Here is a 14,634-nt window from a genome sequence, read left to right on the forward strand (position 1 = left end):
GGTCGGCAGGATAAAGTTCCGGGTTTCGCCGGACCCACGACGCCGGCGACGCCTCGAGGTGGACCGCCCCGACGCACCGGTCGTCGCCACCGTCTGTCCGTACGCGGATCAGCCGTCGGTGCGGTGTCGTCGGCTCCCGCGCAGTGGACGTGTAAGACCGCGTTAACGACTGACCTGTCGGCGACCGCTCGCGACACGGACACCGTCTCGGCCGCGACGACTGGATCCGTCCTCTCGACCGTAGGTGTCTGATAACTATTCGGCCAGACGTGTGACACGACACGTCGATCAGATCACCGTCGCCGGGTGGCCGGCGTCTCTACGTCCCGACTCGATTCCCACACATGACACGCGATACGACTCCACTGCTCGCACTCCTTGCCTGTTGCGGCCTCGTCCTCGCGGGCGTCGCGGCTGGCGTCCCGCTAGACGCGACGCCCACGGCCGCGAACGACGCACCGACCGCTTCGGTAGCACTCGGTGACCAACAGAACAACTGTAACGAACCGTTCTCGCTGACGTGCGTCACCGCCGAGAGCTACACCCTGCCGGACGGTGGTTTCATCGCAGTGTACGACGGTGACGGCGAACTCCTGTTCGTCACCGGCGGCTCCGACTCCGGCGTGGAGACCATCGACTACATCGAACCCGGGTCGTACAACGAGAGGGTGCTGGCCGGGGGAGGTTCGGTCGCTCCTCCACGAGACATCCTCGTCGAGTCACAGACGCTCACCGCGGTCGCATTCCGTGACACCGACGGAGACCGGCTGCCGGATGTTCCGCAGACCACGACCGATCTGTTCGCCGGGACCGACCAGCCGTACACGGTGAGCGGTACCCCAGTCACCGACGAACAGGACGTCGTCGTCGGCGACGTCCCTCTCGTTCGTATCGAACCGGGCGAGCAGATCTACGCCGACGACGTGACCGTCGAATCCGGTGACCGCCTCGAACTCGACCCGTACGTGCTCGACGATGTCCCGGTGTCGGGCTTCGAGGTCGAGTGGACCCAGACAGCCGGTCCGCCGGTCGAACTCACCGCCAGCGAGGACGCGGAGCGGTCACCGGTGTTCTTCACCGCCCCCGAGGTGTCCACTCCGGTCACGCTCACGTTCCGACTGCGCGTGACCGACGGCCAGAACAACACCGGCACCGACTTCGTGAACGTCACGGTCGTCCAGCGGACCGGGCCGAACTCGACCGTCACGTTCGCCGACGGCGAGACGCAGGCGGGTGGGACGCAGGTCGTCCTCGAGAGCGTAGAACTCGACGAAGGCGGCTTCGTCACCGTCCGTGACGCCGGTCTCGGGACCGACACGACCGGGAGTGTGATCGGCGTCAGCGAGTATCTCGACGCCGGCACCCACGAGAGCGTCGTCGTCGACCTGTTCGACGTCCCCGGCGCGTCGTTCGAGCGCGAGCGACTCTCGATCGGGAGCCAGACCCTGACCGCCGTGCTCCACCGCGACACCGACGGCGACCGCACGTTCGACTTCGTCGCCTCCGGCGGCGCGGCCGACGCCCCGTACACCTACGAGGGCGACAGCCTGACCGACGACGCGCTGGTCACCTACCCCGGTTACTATCAGGTGGACCTGATCGGTGGCCTCCCCTACGACCGACTCGGCCCGCACGCCGACAACGACTTCTACGCCGACAGCGGGGAGAACCGGCTGCTCCGGTGGGCACACGGCGAGGTCGTCGAGCCGCGAGAGTTCTTCGAGAGTCAGGGGAACGCCTGGCCGAACGCGACGCTCAGACAGTGTGTCGGTGCCGGCCTGATAGAGTACGACGAGACGAACGACACGGCTTCGGTCCGCGTCACCGTCACCGAGGGGTGTGCTCCACAGACGCTGACGCTGGCGGTCTACGACAAACCCCGTGTCGGCTTCTCACGGGAGGACAACCAGACGCTCGTCGCGTCGACCACGAGAACGCTCACCCCCGATACCTACACGCTGACGGTCGACCTCCCCGACGAGAACGAAGCGTAGACGCCCGCTGCCTACCTTCGCGATTATAGCGTCGTGTCGAGGACGACGTACAGCCCCGTCAGAATCGTCTCGAACGACAGGGTCCCGAGCGCGGACAGCAGGACGAACTTGCGGTCGTCCATCTCCGCCAGACCGGCGGGGACCGTCAACATACCACGAGTGAACAGCAGACTGTTGCTGACCGGGACGACCACCGGCCCCCAGCGGTCGAACCAGCCGTCGAACTTCGACAGTTGCTCGTCGGAGACGCGGAACCACCGCTTCTCCAGCAGGTACTCCCGGCCGCCGCGCTGAGCGAGTTTGAACAGCGCGAACTGTCCGACGGTCGCGCCGATCACGGCGACCCCGAGGATGGCGACGATATCGGCCGGACTGTCCGCCAGGAGGAGGATGGCGCTCGGGACGACCAGTTCGCTGGGCATGAAGTACATCAGCATCGCGCCCTCGAGGACGAAGACGCCGAGCAGGACCAGCAGGGCGTACTCGGAGTCGAGCCAGCGCTGGACGTACGGCGGGACCGAGCCGAGTTGGAGTGGTCCGGCGGCGAGTGCGGAGACCGCAGTCATCGCTCGGGGATTCTGTGACGGGCGGTATATCAGTTGTGTCCTGCGACGACGTGTCTCGGGTGTCGGCGTGTGGTCGGACGAGGTGAGTCGCGTGAGCTCTCGAACAGAGTCCGGCGCGCGCGAGGAGTCGTCCTCGCGAGCTTGCGAACAGGGCGAGACCGAGGGTCTCGCTGGCAGTCGGCGCGGCGCGCCGACGACAGAGCGGTACCTTCGGTCTCGCCAGCAACCGGCGCTTCGCGCCGGTGACGAGGGCTAGCGAGAGCGTGCCTCTCGCCGTGTTCGAGGCTGGGGAGGCCCGAGGTGCGGTACCGAACTGTGGCGGTGCCGGTGCTGTCGCGGTTCTGCTGAGAGGTGTGCGAGATCGAGTAGCGGTCTGCGGTGCCGATGCTGTCGCGGTCGGAGTGCCGGTCGCAGTCACAGACACGATTCGGGGTCGTACTGCTGGCGCACACAGAGATCCCAACCGAGTCACGGGGCCACACAGTTCGCGCAAGCAGGTCTCCGATAAGAACGGCGGACTTACACCCGAGACGCTCGAAGCCGGCGACATGACACTGCTCGTCTACGGCGCGTACGGCTACACCGGCGAGTTGATCGCCCGCAGAGCCGTCTCGCGTGGCGACCGGCCGATCCTCGCCGGACGCTCCGCGGAGCCACTCCGCGACCTCGCGGACGACCTCGACTGCCCCAGCCGACAGTTCGGCGTCGAGTCGGCCGTCGAGCATCTCGGCGACGTGGACGCGGTCCTGAACTGCGCCGGTCCCTTCGCCCGCACTGCCGACCCGATGGTCGACGCCTGCCTCCGGACCGGGACCGACTACCTCGACATCACGGGCGAGTTGGGGGTCTTCGAGTCGCTGGCGGACCGACACGCCGAGGCGGAGTCGGCGGACGTGACGCTCCTGCCGGGGGTCGGCTTCGACGTGGTGCCGACCGACTGTCTCGCGCGCCACCTCGCGGATCGACTCCCCGAGGCGCGGGAGTTGTCGCTCGGCTTCTCCGCCACGGGAAGCTTCTCCGGCGGGACGCTGAAGACCGCCGTCTCGCAGTTGGGCTCCGGCGGGGTCGTCCGCCGGGACGGCCGCCTCGTGCAGGTGCCACCCGACTGGAAGACACAGAAGATCGACTTCGGGCGGGGCTACCGCGAGACGGCGGTAACCCTCCCGTGGGGTGACGTGTCCACGGCCTACCGGACCACCGGAATTCCGACCGTGGAGGTGTACGGCGCGCTCCCCTGGACCGCGCGAAAGTTCCTCTCGGCCGCGAAGTACCTCGGGCCGGTGCTGTCGGCCGACCCGGTCGTCGAGGGCCTCGAGCGACTGATCGACGCGCGGGTCGATGGCCCGAGCGAACAGGAACGTGCCTCGGGTGCAGTGTACGTCTGGGGAGAGGCGCGGACCGGCGCAGGCGAGCGGGCGGTCTCGCGGCTCCGGACGCCCCACACCTACGAGTTGACGGTGACGGGGGCGCTGTCCGCTGCCGACCGGACGCTCGCTGGTGAGGCACCGACCGGCTACACCACGCCGGGGCTCGCCTTCGGTGCCGACTTCGTGACCGATCTGCCGGGTGTGGAACGGCAGGACGGGACGCGAGTCGATTTCGGATAAGGGCGGGGTGACCGTCTCGCGATGGCTGCTGGCGTCGGACGTTTCGACTGTTGCTGTGGGTGGATTCGTGACCGCGACAGCACCGCTACTGGCCGTGTCGCACCGCTGCCACGACCGCATCCGCCACCGCGACAACGAGTCCGGACTTCGACTCACGCGGAGTCGAGCGAACGTCCGCGATGGATTCGCCCGACACCTCACGACCCAGACCGAACTCGTTTTCCTCTCACCGTCCTCACCAGTTCACATGGAACTCCGGGCCAGAGACCGAGTCCCCGCGCTCACGGGGCTCCTGAGTATCGTGTCGCTCGCACTGGTGTTCGGTGCGGTCGGTGGCGTCATCCCGCAGTCGGTGCTCCCGCGAGCGCCCGACAGCCTGCTGTCTGCCATCCCGCACGCCAACGCCGCGATCAGCGCGACCGCCATCGGCACCATCCTCGCGGGCGTCACCTTCGCCCGCCGGAAGCAGTTCACGCGGCACCGCTACGCGATGACCGCCTCGCTGGTGCTGTTCGCCACGTTTCTCGTGCTCTACCTCTACCGACTGACGCTCGTGGGCACGACCGCGTTCCCCGGTCCCGAGGGCGTCTACACGACCGTCTACCTCCCGGTGCTGGCGATCCACATCCTGCTCGCCGTCGTCTGCATCCCGCTGTTGTACTACGTCGCCCTGCTGGCGCTGACGCGCCCGCTCTCGGAGGTCTTCGGGACGAAACACAAGCGCGTGGGCCGCATCGCGGCGACCCTGTGGCTCGTCTCCTTCACGCTCGGCATCGTGGTCTACCTCCTGTTGTACGTCGTCTACTGAGCCTCGGACGGGTCTGCGACTCGAGTGGTTCGTCCCCGCACTCCCGCCGAACGCCTTTGGCTGTCGGTCGCGTACCGTGGAGTATGCACAGCGACACGCCGGGCACGGAGACCAGCGAGACCGACACCAGCGACGGGAGCCTCGCCGCGAGTGTCACCATCTCGTACCCCGCCGACCTGAGCGACTGGAGCCGCGACCAACTCGACGGGCGCATCTTCCGGGCGTATCTCCGCCGAAAGCTCGACCGGCCGGCGGTCGGCGACGAGTGGGAGGAGTTCGTCGACGTGGGCTGTTGCGGGAGCGCACACCACGTCCAACTCCGGATCGAGGCGGTCGAGGGGGGCGACCGGGTGGGCGAGGAGACGCTGATCGAGTACACGACGCGGGACGCCTGTCACGTCGGCGGCGGCTGGGAAGTCCAGAGCAGAGCCGGCCCGGCGACCGAGTGATTCGGCACAGAACAGGCCCGGCGACCGAGTCGTCGTCGGGCGCGTCGACCAGAACAGCGGTGAGCGTCGGGGCGGACTCAGCCGAGCAGACGCTCGAGGAGCCCGCGATCACGAGCTTTCTCGGTCAGCAGGACCGAACAGTCCACTTCTGCGACCACGTCCAAGACGAGCGAGCCACGGACCAGCCGCGAGAGCAGTCCCTGCTCGGTCGCCCCGATGAGGAGCATCGTCGCGTCTGCGGCGTGGCGTTCGATAGCCGTCTCCACGTCACCCGACTCGACGACCTGCCGGGCGTCACCGAGGTCGTGTTCGGCCGCCCAGTCTCTGAGGAACTGCTCGCCCGCCTCGCGGTCGTCGTCGACGTGCAGCAGTGTCACCTCGGCACCGTACTCGGCTTGCAGCATCGCGGCGACCTCCGCAGAGAGGTCCGAACTCGGGCCCCCGGCGGTCGGGACGAGGATGCGCGAGGCGTCGAAGCCCCGGTCGCGCATGACGATGATGTCACACGGGAGCGAGTGGGCGATCTCGTCCACGGCGGACTCGGCCCGACCGGGTGAGCCGTGGGAGTCCGGTCCCCAGCCCATGACGACCGTGTCCGCGCTGTAGGTTCGGGCCGCGTCGAAGATCTCCTCGAACGACCGGTGTGAGAGGATCGTGTGCGTCTCGACCGGGACGCCGAACGTCTCGGCGTCCTCGCGTGCCTGCTGGAGGAGTTCCTCGGTCTCGGTGCGGTCCTGCGATCTGGCGGACTCCAGTGCCGTCTGGTCCGGCACCTGGACGATGTGGGTCGCCACGAGCGTCCCGCCGCGCTGTTTGGCGATGGCCGAGGCGAGCGTGATCAGGTCCTTCTCGTGGGCCGGGTTCGCCAGCGGCACCATGACGCGGTAGTCGCCGCCGTCCGGTTTGACCGACGCGGCCGCCGAGACCGCCGGTTCCGGCAGGTCCTCGGACCGGTCGAGGATGTACTCGCTCAGCGCCCCCTCCTGTGTCGTCCGACTCCGCGCGTAGAACAGGTACCAGACGATCGCGAAGACGACGAACGCGAAGCTGAACAGGATGGTGATCCGCGGCTGGATGAACGCGATCAGCGCCAGAGACAGGATCGAGCCCACGATCGGCGTGAACGGGTACAGCGGCACCGTGAAGGACGGCTCGTACCCTTTGACGTCCGCCTCGCGCATCACGATCAGCGCGATGTTCAAGAGGCCGTAGATGATCAGGTGGAGGACACTGCCCATCGTCGCCAGCGTCTCGATCGGTGCCACGAGGATGAAGACGAGAATCAGCCCGCCCGTGATGGCGATGGCGCGGTAGGGCGTCCCGAACTGGTCGTGGATCTCGTTCAGTTCCGGCGTGACGATCGCGTCACGACCCATGGCGAAGTTGATCCGCGAGGAGGCGAGGATCGAGGCGTTCGCGCTGGAGGCGGTCGCCAGCAGGCCGCCGAACAGCATGGCGACCGCGCCGGCCGGTCCGAGGACGAGGCGGGCGACCTCGACGACAGCGATGTTGCCGGCGGCCTCCTGCTGGGCGATGAACCCCTGTTCGACCGCCGCGCTCATCACGAACAGCACGAGCGCGTAGATGGTCGTGACGATGAGGACACTGCCGATGACCGCCCGTGGGAGGTTCCGGTCGGGGTCTTTGATCTCCTCGGCGACCGACGTGATCTGTACGAAGCCGAGGTACGAGACGAAGATCAGGCCCGTCGTCGTGATCATCGGCCCGAAGCCGGTGACCTCCGGCAGGTTGCCGACGTCGGCTCTGAGCGCGCCGATGAACGTGAACACCGCCAGGATGGCGACGAGGATGACGACGATCACGTTCTGGAGTTTGCCGGTCTCCTTCGCGCCGACGTAGTTGATCAGCGTGAAGAACGCGCCGCCGAAGACGGCGACCCCGACGGCGGAGACGGGAATCGAGACGCCGACGAGCGGAACCCCGATCGACTCGCCGACGATGGCGACGATGTACTCGCCGAAGCCGACCATGTAGAACGCGGAGGCGAAGGCGAGGCCCATCCAGTTCGCCCACCCGGCGATGGAGCCGAACAGTGGCCCGAGCGCCCGGTTGACGTAGAAGTACGCGCCGCCGGAGCGCGGCATCGCGGTGCCGAGCTCGGAGGCGGACAGTGCGGTCAGCAGGGCGATGGCCCCGCCGACGACGAACGAGACAATCGCGTACGAACCGGCCTGGTTGATCGCGGTCCCGGGCAGGACGAAGATACCCGCACCGATCATCGTCCCGACGCCGATTGTCAGTGCCGCGAGTGGGCCGAGGTCTTTGGCGAGTTCCTCGTCGCTCATTCGGCACCCCCGGCGGCGTCGCCGGTCGCATCGTCGGCGTCGTCACCGGTCGCGTTATCGGCGTCGTCACCGGTCGCGTCGTCGGCATCGTCACTCGCCGTGTCGTCGTCGTCACGGCCGACGACCGGTTCGGACTCCTCTTCGTCGACGTCCGGGAGGACGACGACCGGGAGGTCGCTGTGTTCGACGAGTTCGTAGCTCACGTCGCCGGTGATGAGGTTCACCCAGCGACTCCCGCCACGGGGCGTGAAGACGACCGCGCTGGCGTCTTCTTCGTGAGCGACGTCGATGATCGTCTCGGCGACGTCGGTGCCGTAGGCCAGCCGTGTCTCGATCTCGATGCCGTACGACTCGGCGTACTCGCGAGCCTCCTCGAAGAACTCCTGTGCGAGTTCCTCGCGCTGTTCGACGGAGGCCTTGTCCGGTGCGCCGCCCGCCTTCTCGATGACGTGGAGCATGAGCGCCCGGCCCCCGTTCTCCGCGAGTCGCGGAAAGACGGCCCGGCAGGTCGCAGCGGCGTCGTCCTCGTTGGCGACCGGGAGGAGTGGCCGCGAGAGCAGCGACTCACCCACCGTCGTCACCCCCCGCTGGTGTCGTCGGGACGGCGGACGCGAGTCGCGTGGTCTGTCGCCGTCGAGACGTGCGAGAGCAGACACTGTCGCAGGTCGGTTGCATATCACCGTAGTCCGGTCCAGTCGTCTTAATTCGTTCGACTACCGGCCCTCCACCGTGGGAACTCGTCACTCTCGCCGGTCAGAGTTGGACGACCCACGCCCGGTAGTCGTCGGGTCGCTCGTAGACCGTCAGAAAGACCCGTTCGACGAAGCCGGCAAGCCGGTTCGCGTCGGCGCGGGCGGTGATCCGGACGTTCGTCCCCTCGGCCTCCTCGGGCGTCTCCAACTGGTCGATGCGGAACTCGGGGAACGCCGCGAGTAAGTTCTTCAAGCGGTCCAGTTCGGCGTCGGTGCAGTCGAGGTTGACCGTCTGCTCGGCGAACTGGACCCACGGCACCTGCGGCGGTGTCGTGTCGTCTCCGGCGTCGCTCGGGTCCGCTTCGTCCGCCGCCTCGTCGGCCAGGTCGTCCGCCCGCGCCTGCTCCGCGTCGGTCAACTCGGCCTCGACGGTGAGAAAGGCGCTCCCGCGCTCCCGGTGGGCGGTGACGGCGTCGGCGAACAGCTTCTGTCGGCCGGTCGGGTCGCTGGCGTCGAATCGGGTCATGGGCGTCGGTTCGGCCGGGGCGGTGAAAAGTCGGCGGTGTCCCGGTGGCACCGTCGCCCCGGCGGTGACGGGCGGGGACCCCTGCCCGCGAGACGGGCCGGAAGCGTCACCTGTTTAGGGTGGGTCGTCGAACCGACGGGTATGTCCGAACCGCACGTACTCCTGCTCGGCCCGCCGGGCGCAGGCAAAGGCACACAGAGCAAGCGACTCGCAGACGAGTTCGGTCTGGAACACGTCACGACGGGTGACGCGCTCCGGGCGAACAAACACATGGAGACGGAGTACGGCACCCCCGCCGAGTACATGGACGCGGGCGAACTGGTCCCGGACGGACTGGTGAACGAGATCGTCAAGGAGGCCCTCCAGTCGGCCGACGGCTACGTCCTCGACGGCTACCCTCGGAACCTCGATCAAGCCGAGTACCTCTCGGAGATCACGGACCTCGACGCCGTGCTGTACTTCGCGGTGAGCGAGTCGGAACTGGTCGACCGACTCACCGGTCGCCGCGTCTGTGCGGACTGCGGCGCGAACTACCACGTGGAGTTCGATCGGCCAGAGACAGAGGGCGTCTGTGACGAGTGTGGTGGCGACCTCTACCAGCGCGAGGACGACACCGAGGAGACCGTGAAAGAGCGCCTGCGCGTCTACGAGGAGAACACCGCGCCGGTCGTCGAGCACTACCGCGACGAAGGAGTGCTCGTCGAGGTCGACGGCGAGGGGACGCCGGACGAGGTCTTCGAGCGGGTGACCTCGGTCGTCGCGGACGCGAGCGACGAGTAGATCGGTCGGCGCGTCGGTGGCAGTTCTCTTCGGGACGGTGTGGTGAGTGTGGTGTACGTCGATCGGTTGCAGACGACGGACAGGTGAGAGTCCCACCCGATGGAGTCTGCGGCCCATCACGCCGTCACTGGTGGTTATCCGGACAGTCGTCTGTCGGTCTGGAACCCGGCAGTCGCAGTACTCCCCACCCCTCCCCGACTGCTGGCGACGCGGACTGCGCGCAGACCCTCGCTGTCGCTCGGACACTGCTCGGGTCGGGTCGCCAGCAGATCGCGTCCAGTGCGGGTTCCGGTGGTCACAGTTTCCCGGGTGAGATCCGGCACAGTCCCAGCGTAACAGGCCACACGCCGCCGACACTGCTCTCTCGTCCCGCGTGAACACAGAGTCGAAACGTTTAGGCGGTCGTCGCCACGAGTACCAGGTATGAGCAGTGGCCAGAACAGTGGCGGGCTGATGTCCAGTGCCGGACTCGTCCGCTACTTCGACGCCGAGGACCGCAACGCGATCCGAGTCGATCCCAAGACAGTCGTCGCGTTCGGCGTCCTCTTCGGCGTCCTCGTCATCGTCCTGAACCTCGTCGCGATCTGACTGGGACCGCGCGCCTTTTGTCTACCGACCCCCGACTGACAGCCGATGCTGACCGCCGGAGTCGTCGCCGTCCAGGGCGACGTGACCGAACACGCCGAGGCCATCCGCCGGGCCGGTGCCGAACACGACCGCGAGACCGAGATCGTCGAGATCCGAACGTCCGGACTCGTCCCCGACTGTGACGTGCTCCTCATGCCGGGCGGGGAGTCGACGACCATCTCCCGACACCTCCACGGCGAGGGGATCGCCCCCGAGATACGCGACCACGTCGCCGCCGGGAAACCCGTGCTCGCGACCTGCGCCGGCCTGATCGTCGCCAGCGCCGACGCGCGCGACGACCGCGTCGAGCCACTCGGCCTGCTGGACGTGACCGTAGACAGAAACGCCTTCGGCCGACAGAAGGACAGCTTCGAGGCGCGCCTCCCGGTCGACGGCCTCGACGATCCATTCCCCGCCGTCTTCATCCGCGCGCCGGCCATCGCCGACGCGGGTGCGGCCGAGGTACTGGCCGAGTGGGACGGCCGCCCGGTCGCCGTCCGACAGGGGCCGGTCGTCGGCACCGCGTTCCACCCGGAACTCACCCCCGACACGCGCGTCCACCGAGTGGCCTTCTTCGACGACTGAGTGGTGCCGTGAGACACAGCAGTCGCCGGCGTCGCCTCGCCCGAAACACAGCCTTTTGCCGGTGGCCTGCGAGCACAGTGTATGCACGCAACGATAGACGCGGTCCGGGTCGCAGGGACGCCCGACGGCCCGACGCCGGTCGTCCTGCTCGCGGTCGACGGGGGCGGGAGCGCCGTCCTGCCCATCTTCGTCGGCTTCGAGGAGGCAATCGCCATCGTCCGGGGGATCGACGACCCGCCGGGCGAGCGCCCCGGCACGCACGACCTCCTGCTGGACGCCGTGGAGGAACTCGGCGGCCGCGTCGAACGCGTCGTCGTCAGCGACCTCGACGACTCGACGTACATCGCGGACCTGCACGTCGCCACGCCGCGTGGCTCGACGGTTCTCGACGCACGGCCGAGCGACGCGCTGGCGCTCGCGGCCCGCACCGGGTCGCCCGTGGAGGTGACGGAGACGGTGTTCGCGGAGGGCAGTGAACGCCGGACCGAGTTCGACGGCCTCTCGGAGTTGCGCGAGGTACTCGGCTGACAGCACACGACCAGACAATGACAGACGAGACTCCAGCCGACGAGACTGCACCGGCTCACGACCACGAGGAGACTCCACTCGACCGCGACCACGAGGAGATACTCGACGAGTTGTTCGCCGTCATCGAGTCCCGGAAGACCGACCTCCCCGAGGACTCCTACACGACCTCGCTGTTCACCCACGAGAAGGGCGAGAACCGCGTCTTGGAGAAACTCGGCGAGGAGTCGACCGAGATCGTGCTCGCGGCGAAGGACGACGATCCCGACGAACTCCTCCACGAGAGCGCCGACTTCGTCTACCACCTGCTCGTGCTCCTGGCGATGAAGGACCTCGAACTCGACGACCTGCGCGCGGAACTGGCCGAGCGGTTCGGCTGAGTCGTCTCGCCGCCGCCCCCGCGAAGCCGAAACCGCCAAGCGTCGCGCTCGCCACCCGCCTGTATGGACGTGTCCGTGGAGGTCGTCGGCGAGACGACCCACGAGGTGACGGTCGGCGACGACGCGACGTACGCCGACCTCCTGCGCGCGGTCGACTGTAGCCCCCACGAGGTGTCGGTCCTCGTGGATGGCTCGCCGGTCCCGGAGGACCAACCGGTCGAGACCGGGGAGGTGCAGGTGTTGCGACTGATCAAAGGCGGTGACGGATCGGCGGCCTCGGACGACCACGAGGAGTCCGCCGCCACCACCGACGGCGGCCGACTCGCCTTCGAACTCCCGAACGTCGGCCCCGGCCCGGACCCCTTCCGCCTCGCGGACGTGACGGCGGACTTCCTCGTGCTGTTCTTCCAGCGCGACTACTACTGCACGAACTGCCGGGCGCAGGTCCAGACGCTCGCCGACCGATACGACGAGTTCCGCGACCGTGGGGCCGAGATCGCGTCGGTCCTCCCGGAGTCAGTCGAACAGACCCGCGAGTGGCAGCAGCAGTACGACCTCCCGTACCCACTGCTGGCCGACCCGGACGCGGCGGTCGGCGACCAGTACGACCAGCCAGTGCGGTTCGGCCCCCTCGGGAAACTCTCGGACTTCTTCGGCCGGATGCCGGAGGTCGTCCTCCTCGATCTGCGTGGCGACCGCCCCGAAATCGCCTACAGCTACCGGAGCAAGTCCACGTTCGACCGCCCCGAGGTCGAGGATCTGCTCGCGGAACTCGACGACCTCCGCGAGGTGTGACGTGACGCGCCGACGGCCCACACCGTGACCCGCCGACAGTCCGATCCATGACTCCCGATCACCCCGACATCCGCCCGGCGACCGACGACGACCTCGTGGGCGTGATGCGCGTCCTCGACGCCGGCTTGCTCGACGCCGACGCCGAGACGATCGGCCGCCGGATCGCCGAGACCGAACCGGGATCGGTGCTCGTCGCCGACGCCGACGGCCGGGTCGTCGGTGCGGTCGTCCTCGGAGAGCGTCCGGCGTGGGTCGCCGAGGTGTTCGCGGGCTCTGTCGCCGGTGACGATACCGGTGGACGTGACGACCCCGACGACGAGCACGTCGAAGCCATCGCTGTCGGGCGCTCTCGACGCGGGCAGGGACTCGGGACCGCCCTCCTACGGGCCGCCCGCGAGTCGGTCGTGGGCGACCTGACCGCCGACTTCGCCGCGTCGGTCCGGCCGTTCTACGAGTCGCTGGACTGCCGGATCGAGACGGTCGACGACCCGGCGTCGGATGGCCGGTCGCCCGGGTGTCGCCTCGTCGCTCGTGTGTGATCGGGCCACACGACCCCCGCGCAGTCTGGCGATGGCGAGGCTGACGGATAACGGCAGGCATTTTAGGGCGGTACGGAAACCGAAGAACGTTCATGAGCTACGACAAGGTCGAGGTCCCTGCAGAGGGCTCGAAGATCACGCTTGCCGACGAGGAGACGGGCGAACTCGACGTGCCGGACGACCCCATCGTGCCGATCATCCACGGTGACGGGATCGGAACCGACGTCGGACCGGCCGCACAGAAGGTACTCGACGCCGCCGCCGAGGCCACCGGTCGCTCTATCTCGTGGATGCGCCTCTACGCCGGTGCGAGCGCCCGCGAGAAGTACGACGAGAACCTCCCGAGCGACACGGTCGACGCCATCCGCGAGTTCCGCGTCGCTATCAAGGGGCCGCTGACGACGCCGGTCGGTGCCGGCTTCCGCAGTCTGAACGTCGCGCTCCGCCAGAAACTCGACCTCTACGCGAACGTCCGGCCGACCTACCACCTCGACGGCGTCCCCTCGCCGGTCAAGGACCCCTCCGAGATGGACATGGTCACGTTCCGTGAGAACACCGAGGACGTCTACGCCGGCATCGAGTGGGAGGCCGGCACCGACGACGTGCAGGAAGTGAAGGCGTTCGTCGAAGACGAGATGGGCTACGACGAGGTCATGCACGACGGCCCCATCGGCATCGGCATCAAGCCGATCACGGAGTTCGGCACGAAGCGACTCGTCCGGCAGGCCATCGACTACGCCATCGAGAACGACCGGCCGTCGGTCACCCTCGTCCACAAGGGCAACATCATGAAGTTCACCGAGGGTGCCTTCCGCGACTGGGGCTACGAGGTCGCCGAGGAGGAGTACGACGAGTGCATCACCGAGGACGAACTGTGGGAGGAGTACGACGGCGAGGCCCCCGAGGACAAGATCGTCGTCAAGGACCGCATCGCGGACAACATGCTCCAGCAACTGCTGACCCGGACGGGCGACTACGACGTGATCGCCACGATGAACCTCAACGGGGACTACATGTCCGACGCCGCCGGCGCGCAGATCGGCGGCCTCGGCATCGCCCCCGGTGGCAACTTCGGCGACGGTCGCTGTCTCGCAGAGCCGGTCCACGGCTCCGCGCCGAAGTACGCCGGCGAGGACAAGGTCAACCCGACCGCGATGATCCTCTCGGGCCGCATCATGTTCGAGTACCTCGGCTGGAAGGACGCCGGCCAGTTGGTCCGTGACGCCGTCGAGGAGACCATCTCCTCGGGCACCGTCACCTACGACCTCCACCGACAGATCGAGGGCGGCACGAAGGTCGCCACCAGCGAGTTCGCCGACGCCGTCGTCGAGAACATCGAAAAACTGGCGTAAGCCAGTTTCTCGGACACGACGCGCTCTCTCCTCTCTCTTTCTCTCCCTTCGAGTCTCACCACGGCACCCGCGAGCCAGCGGGCGAGGTCTCGGCGAGCACTTA

15 protein-coding genes and 2 pseudogenes are annotated in these 14,634 nt (G+C 67.9%); 13 read left to right on the forward strand and 4 right to left on the reverse strand.

Going from position 1 to position 14,634, the window contains the following annotated elements; genetic code table 11:
* Positions 1–344 precede the first annotated feature (344 nt).
* Positions 345–1,994 carry a DUF7282 domain-containing protein gene (locus LI337_RS11995; protein ID WP_227230079.1) on the forward strand — a complete coding sequence of 550 codons (1,650 nt, stop codon included), beginning with the start codon at positions 345–347 and terminating at the stop codon, positions 1,992–1,994.
* Between the two features lie 23 nt (positions 1,995–2,017).
* Here LI337_RS11995 and LI337_RS12000 read toward each other — a convergent pair whose 3' ends face one another.
* Entirely contained in the window at positions 2,018–2,560 is a 543-nt protein-coding gene (locus LI337_RS12000) for a DedA family protein (RefSeq protein WP_227230080.1), read from the reverse strand.
* A 548-nt stretch (positions 2,561–3,108) separates the two neighbouring features.
* Here LI337_RS12000 and LI337_RS12005 point away from each other — a divergent pair.
* The 3 genes from LI337_RS12005 to LI337_RS12015 all read left to right on the forward strand — a co-directional run bounded on the left by LI337_RS12005 (position 3,109) and on the right by LI337_RS12015 (position 5,424).
* Complete coding sequence (locus tag LI337_RS12005) at positions 3,109–4,167, forward strand: saccharopine dehydrogenase family protein (protein ID WP_227230081.1); 1,059 nt, start codon at positions 3,109–3,111, stop codon at positions 4,165–4,167.
* Positions 4,168–4,414: 247 nt separating this feature from the next.
* Positions 4,415–4,975, forward strand: a complete 561-nt coding sequence (locus tag LI337_RS12010; RefSeq protein ID WP_227230082.1) for a DUF420 domain-containing protein — start codon at positions 4,415–4,417, stop codon at positions 4,973–4,975.
* 83 nt (positions 4,976–5,058) lie between these two features.
* On the forward strand, positions 5,059–5,424 hold the full coding sequence (locus tag LI337_RS12015) for a DUF7968 family protein (protein WP_227230083.1): 366 nt from the start codon (positions 5,059–5,061) through the stop codon (positions 5,422–5,424).
* A 77-nt stretch (positions 5,425–5,501) separates the two neighbouring features.
* On the opposite strand, the gene LI337_RS12020 is transcribed toward LI337_RS12015, so the two are convergent.
* The 3 genes and pseudogenes from LI337_RS12020 to LI337_RS12030 all read right to left on the reverse strand — a co-directional run bounded on the left by LI337_RS12020 (position 5,502) and on the right by LI337_RS12030 (position 8,948).
* A complete protein-coding gene (locus LI337_RS12020; protein ID WP_227230084.1) occupies positions 5,502–7,730 on the reverse strand; it encodes an amino acid permease in 2,229 nt (742 codons plus the stop codon).
* An 83-nt stretch (positions 7,731–7,813) separates the two neighbouring features.
* Positions 7,814–8,311: pseudogene (locus tag LI337_RS12025) on the reverse strand (universal stress protein); the annotation flags it as partial.
* 172 nt (positions 8,312–8,483) lie between these two features.
* Positions 8,484–8,948: a DUF7975 family protein gene (locus LI337_RS12030; protein WP_227230085.1), complete on the reverse strand. Its 465-nt coding sequence runs from the start codon at positions 8,946–8,948 to the stop codon at positions 8,484–8,486.
* Positions 8,949–9,089: 141 nt separating this feature from the next.
* Here LI337_RS12030 and LI337_RS12035 point away from each other — a divergent pair, with 141 nt between their 5' ends.
* The 9 genes and pseudogenes from LI337_RS12035 (at position 9,090) to icd (ending at position 14,531) form a co-directional block, all read left to right on the forward strand.
* Positions 9,090–9,728: an adenylate kinase gene (locus tag LI337_RS12035; protein ID WP_227230086.1), complete on the forward strand. Its 639-nt coding sequence runs from the start codon at positions 9,090–9,092 to the stop codon at positions 9,726–9,728.
* Between the two features lie 423 nt (positions 9,729–10,151).
* Positions 10,152–10,316, forward strand: a complete 165-nt coding sequence (locus LI337_RS12040; protein WP_227230087.1) for a preprotein translocase subunit Sec61beta — start codon at positions 10,152–10,154, stop codon at positions 10,314–10,316.
* A gap of 45 nt (positions 10,317–10,361) precedes the next feature.
* Positions 10,362–10,940 (forward strand): pyridoxal 5'-phosphate synthase glutaminase subunit PdxT, encoded by a 579-nt coding sequence (gene pdxT, locus LI337_RS12045; protein ID WP_227230088.1) that lies wholly within the window; start codon positions 10,362–10,364, stop codon positions 10,938–10,940.
* Between the two features lie 81 nt (positions 10,941–11,021).
* Positions 11,022–11,468: a bifunctional nuclease family protein gene (locus tag LI337_RS12050; protein ID WP_227230089.1), complete on the forward strand. Its 447-nt coding sequence runs from the start codon at positions 11,022–11,024 to the stop codon at positions 11,466–11,468.
* 17 nt (positions 11,469–11,485) lie between these two features.
* Positions 11,486–11,845 (forward strand): phosphoribosyl-ATP diphosphatase, encoded by a 360-nt coding sequence (gene hisE / locus LI337_RS12055; RefSeq protein ID WP_227230090.1) that lies wholly within the window; start codon positions 11,486–11,488, stop codon positions 11,843–11,845.
* A gap of 63 nt (positions 11,846–11,908) precedes the next feature.
* Positions 11,909–12,106: pseudogene (gene samp2, locus LI337_RS12060) on the forward strand (ubiquitin-like small modifier protein SAMP2); the annotation flags it as partial.
* Positions 12,095–12,640, forward strand: a complete 546-nt coding sequence (locus LI337_RS12065) for a peroxiredoxin family protein (RefSeq protein ID WP_227230895.1) — start codon at positions 12,095–12,097, stop codon at positions 12,638–12,640. The pseudogene samp2 and the gene LI337_RS12065, both read left to right, overlap by 12 nt.
* 47 nt (positions 12,641–12,687) lie before the next feature.
* Positions 12,688–13,179: a GNAT family N-acetyltransferase gene (locus LI337_RS12070; RefSeq protein ID WP_227230091.1), complete on the forward strand. Its 492-nt coding sequence runs from the start codon at positions 12,688–12,690 to the stop codon at positions 13,177–13,179.
* A gap of 92 nt (positions 13,180–13,271) precedes the next feature.
* Complete coding sequence (gene icd / locus LI337_RS12075; protein ID WP_227230092.1) at positions 13,272–14,531, forward strand: isocitrate dehydrogenase (NADP(+)); 1,260 nt, start codon at positions 13,272–13,274, stop codon at positions 14,529–14,531.
* The last annotated feature ends 103 nt before the right edge of the window (positions 14,532–14,634 follow it).

The sequence above is a fragment of the Salinirubrum litoreum genome (assembly GCF_020567425.1).
Taxonomy (GTDB): domain Archaea; phylum Halobacteriota; class Halobacteria; order Halobacteriales; family Haloferacaceae; genus Salinirubrum; species Salinirubrum litoreum.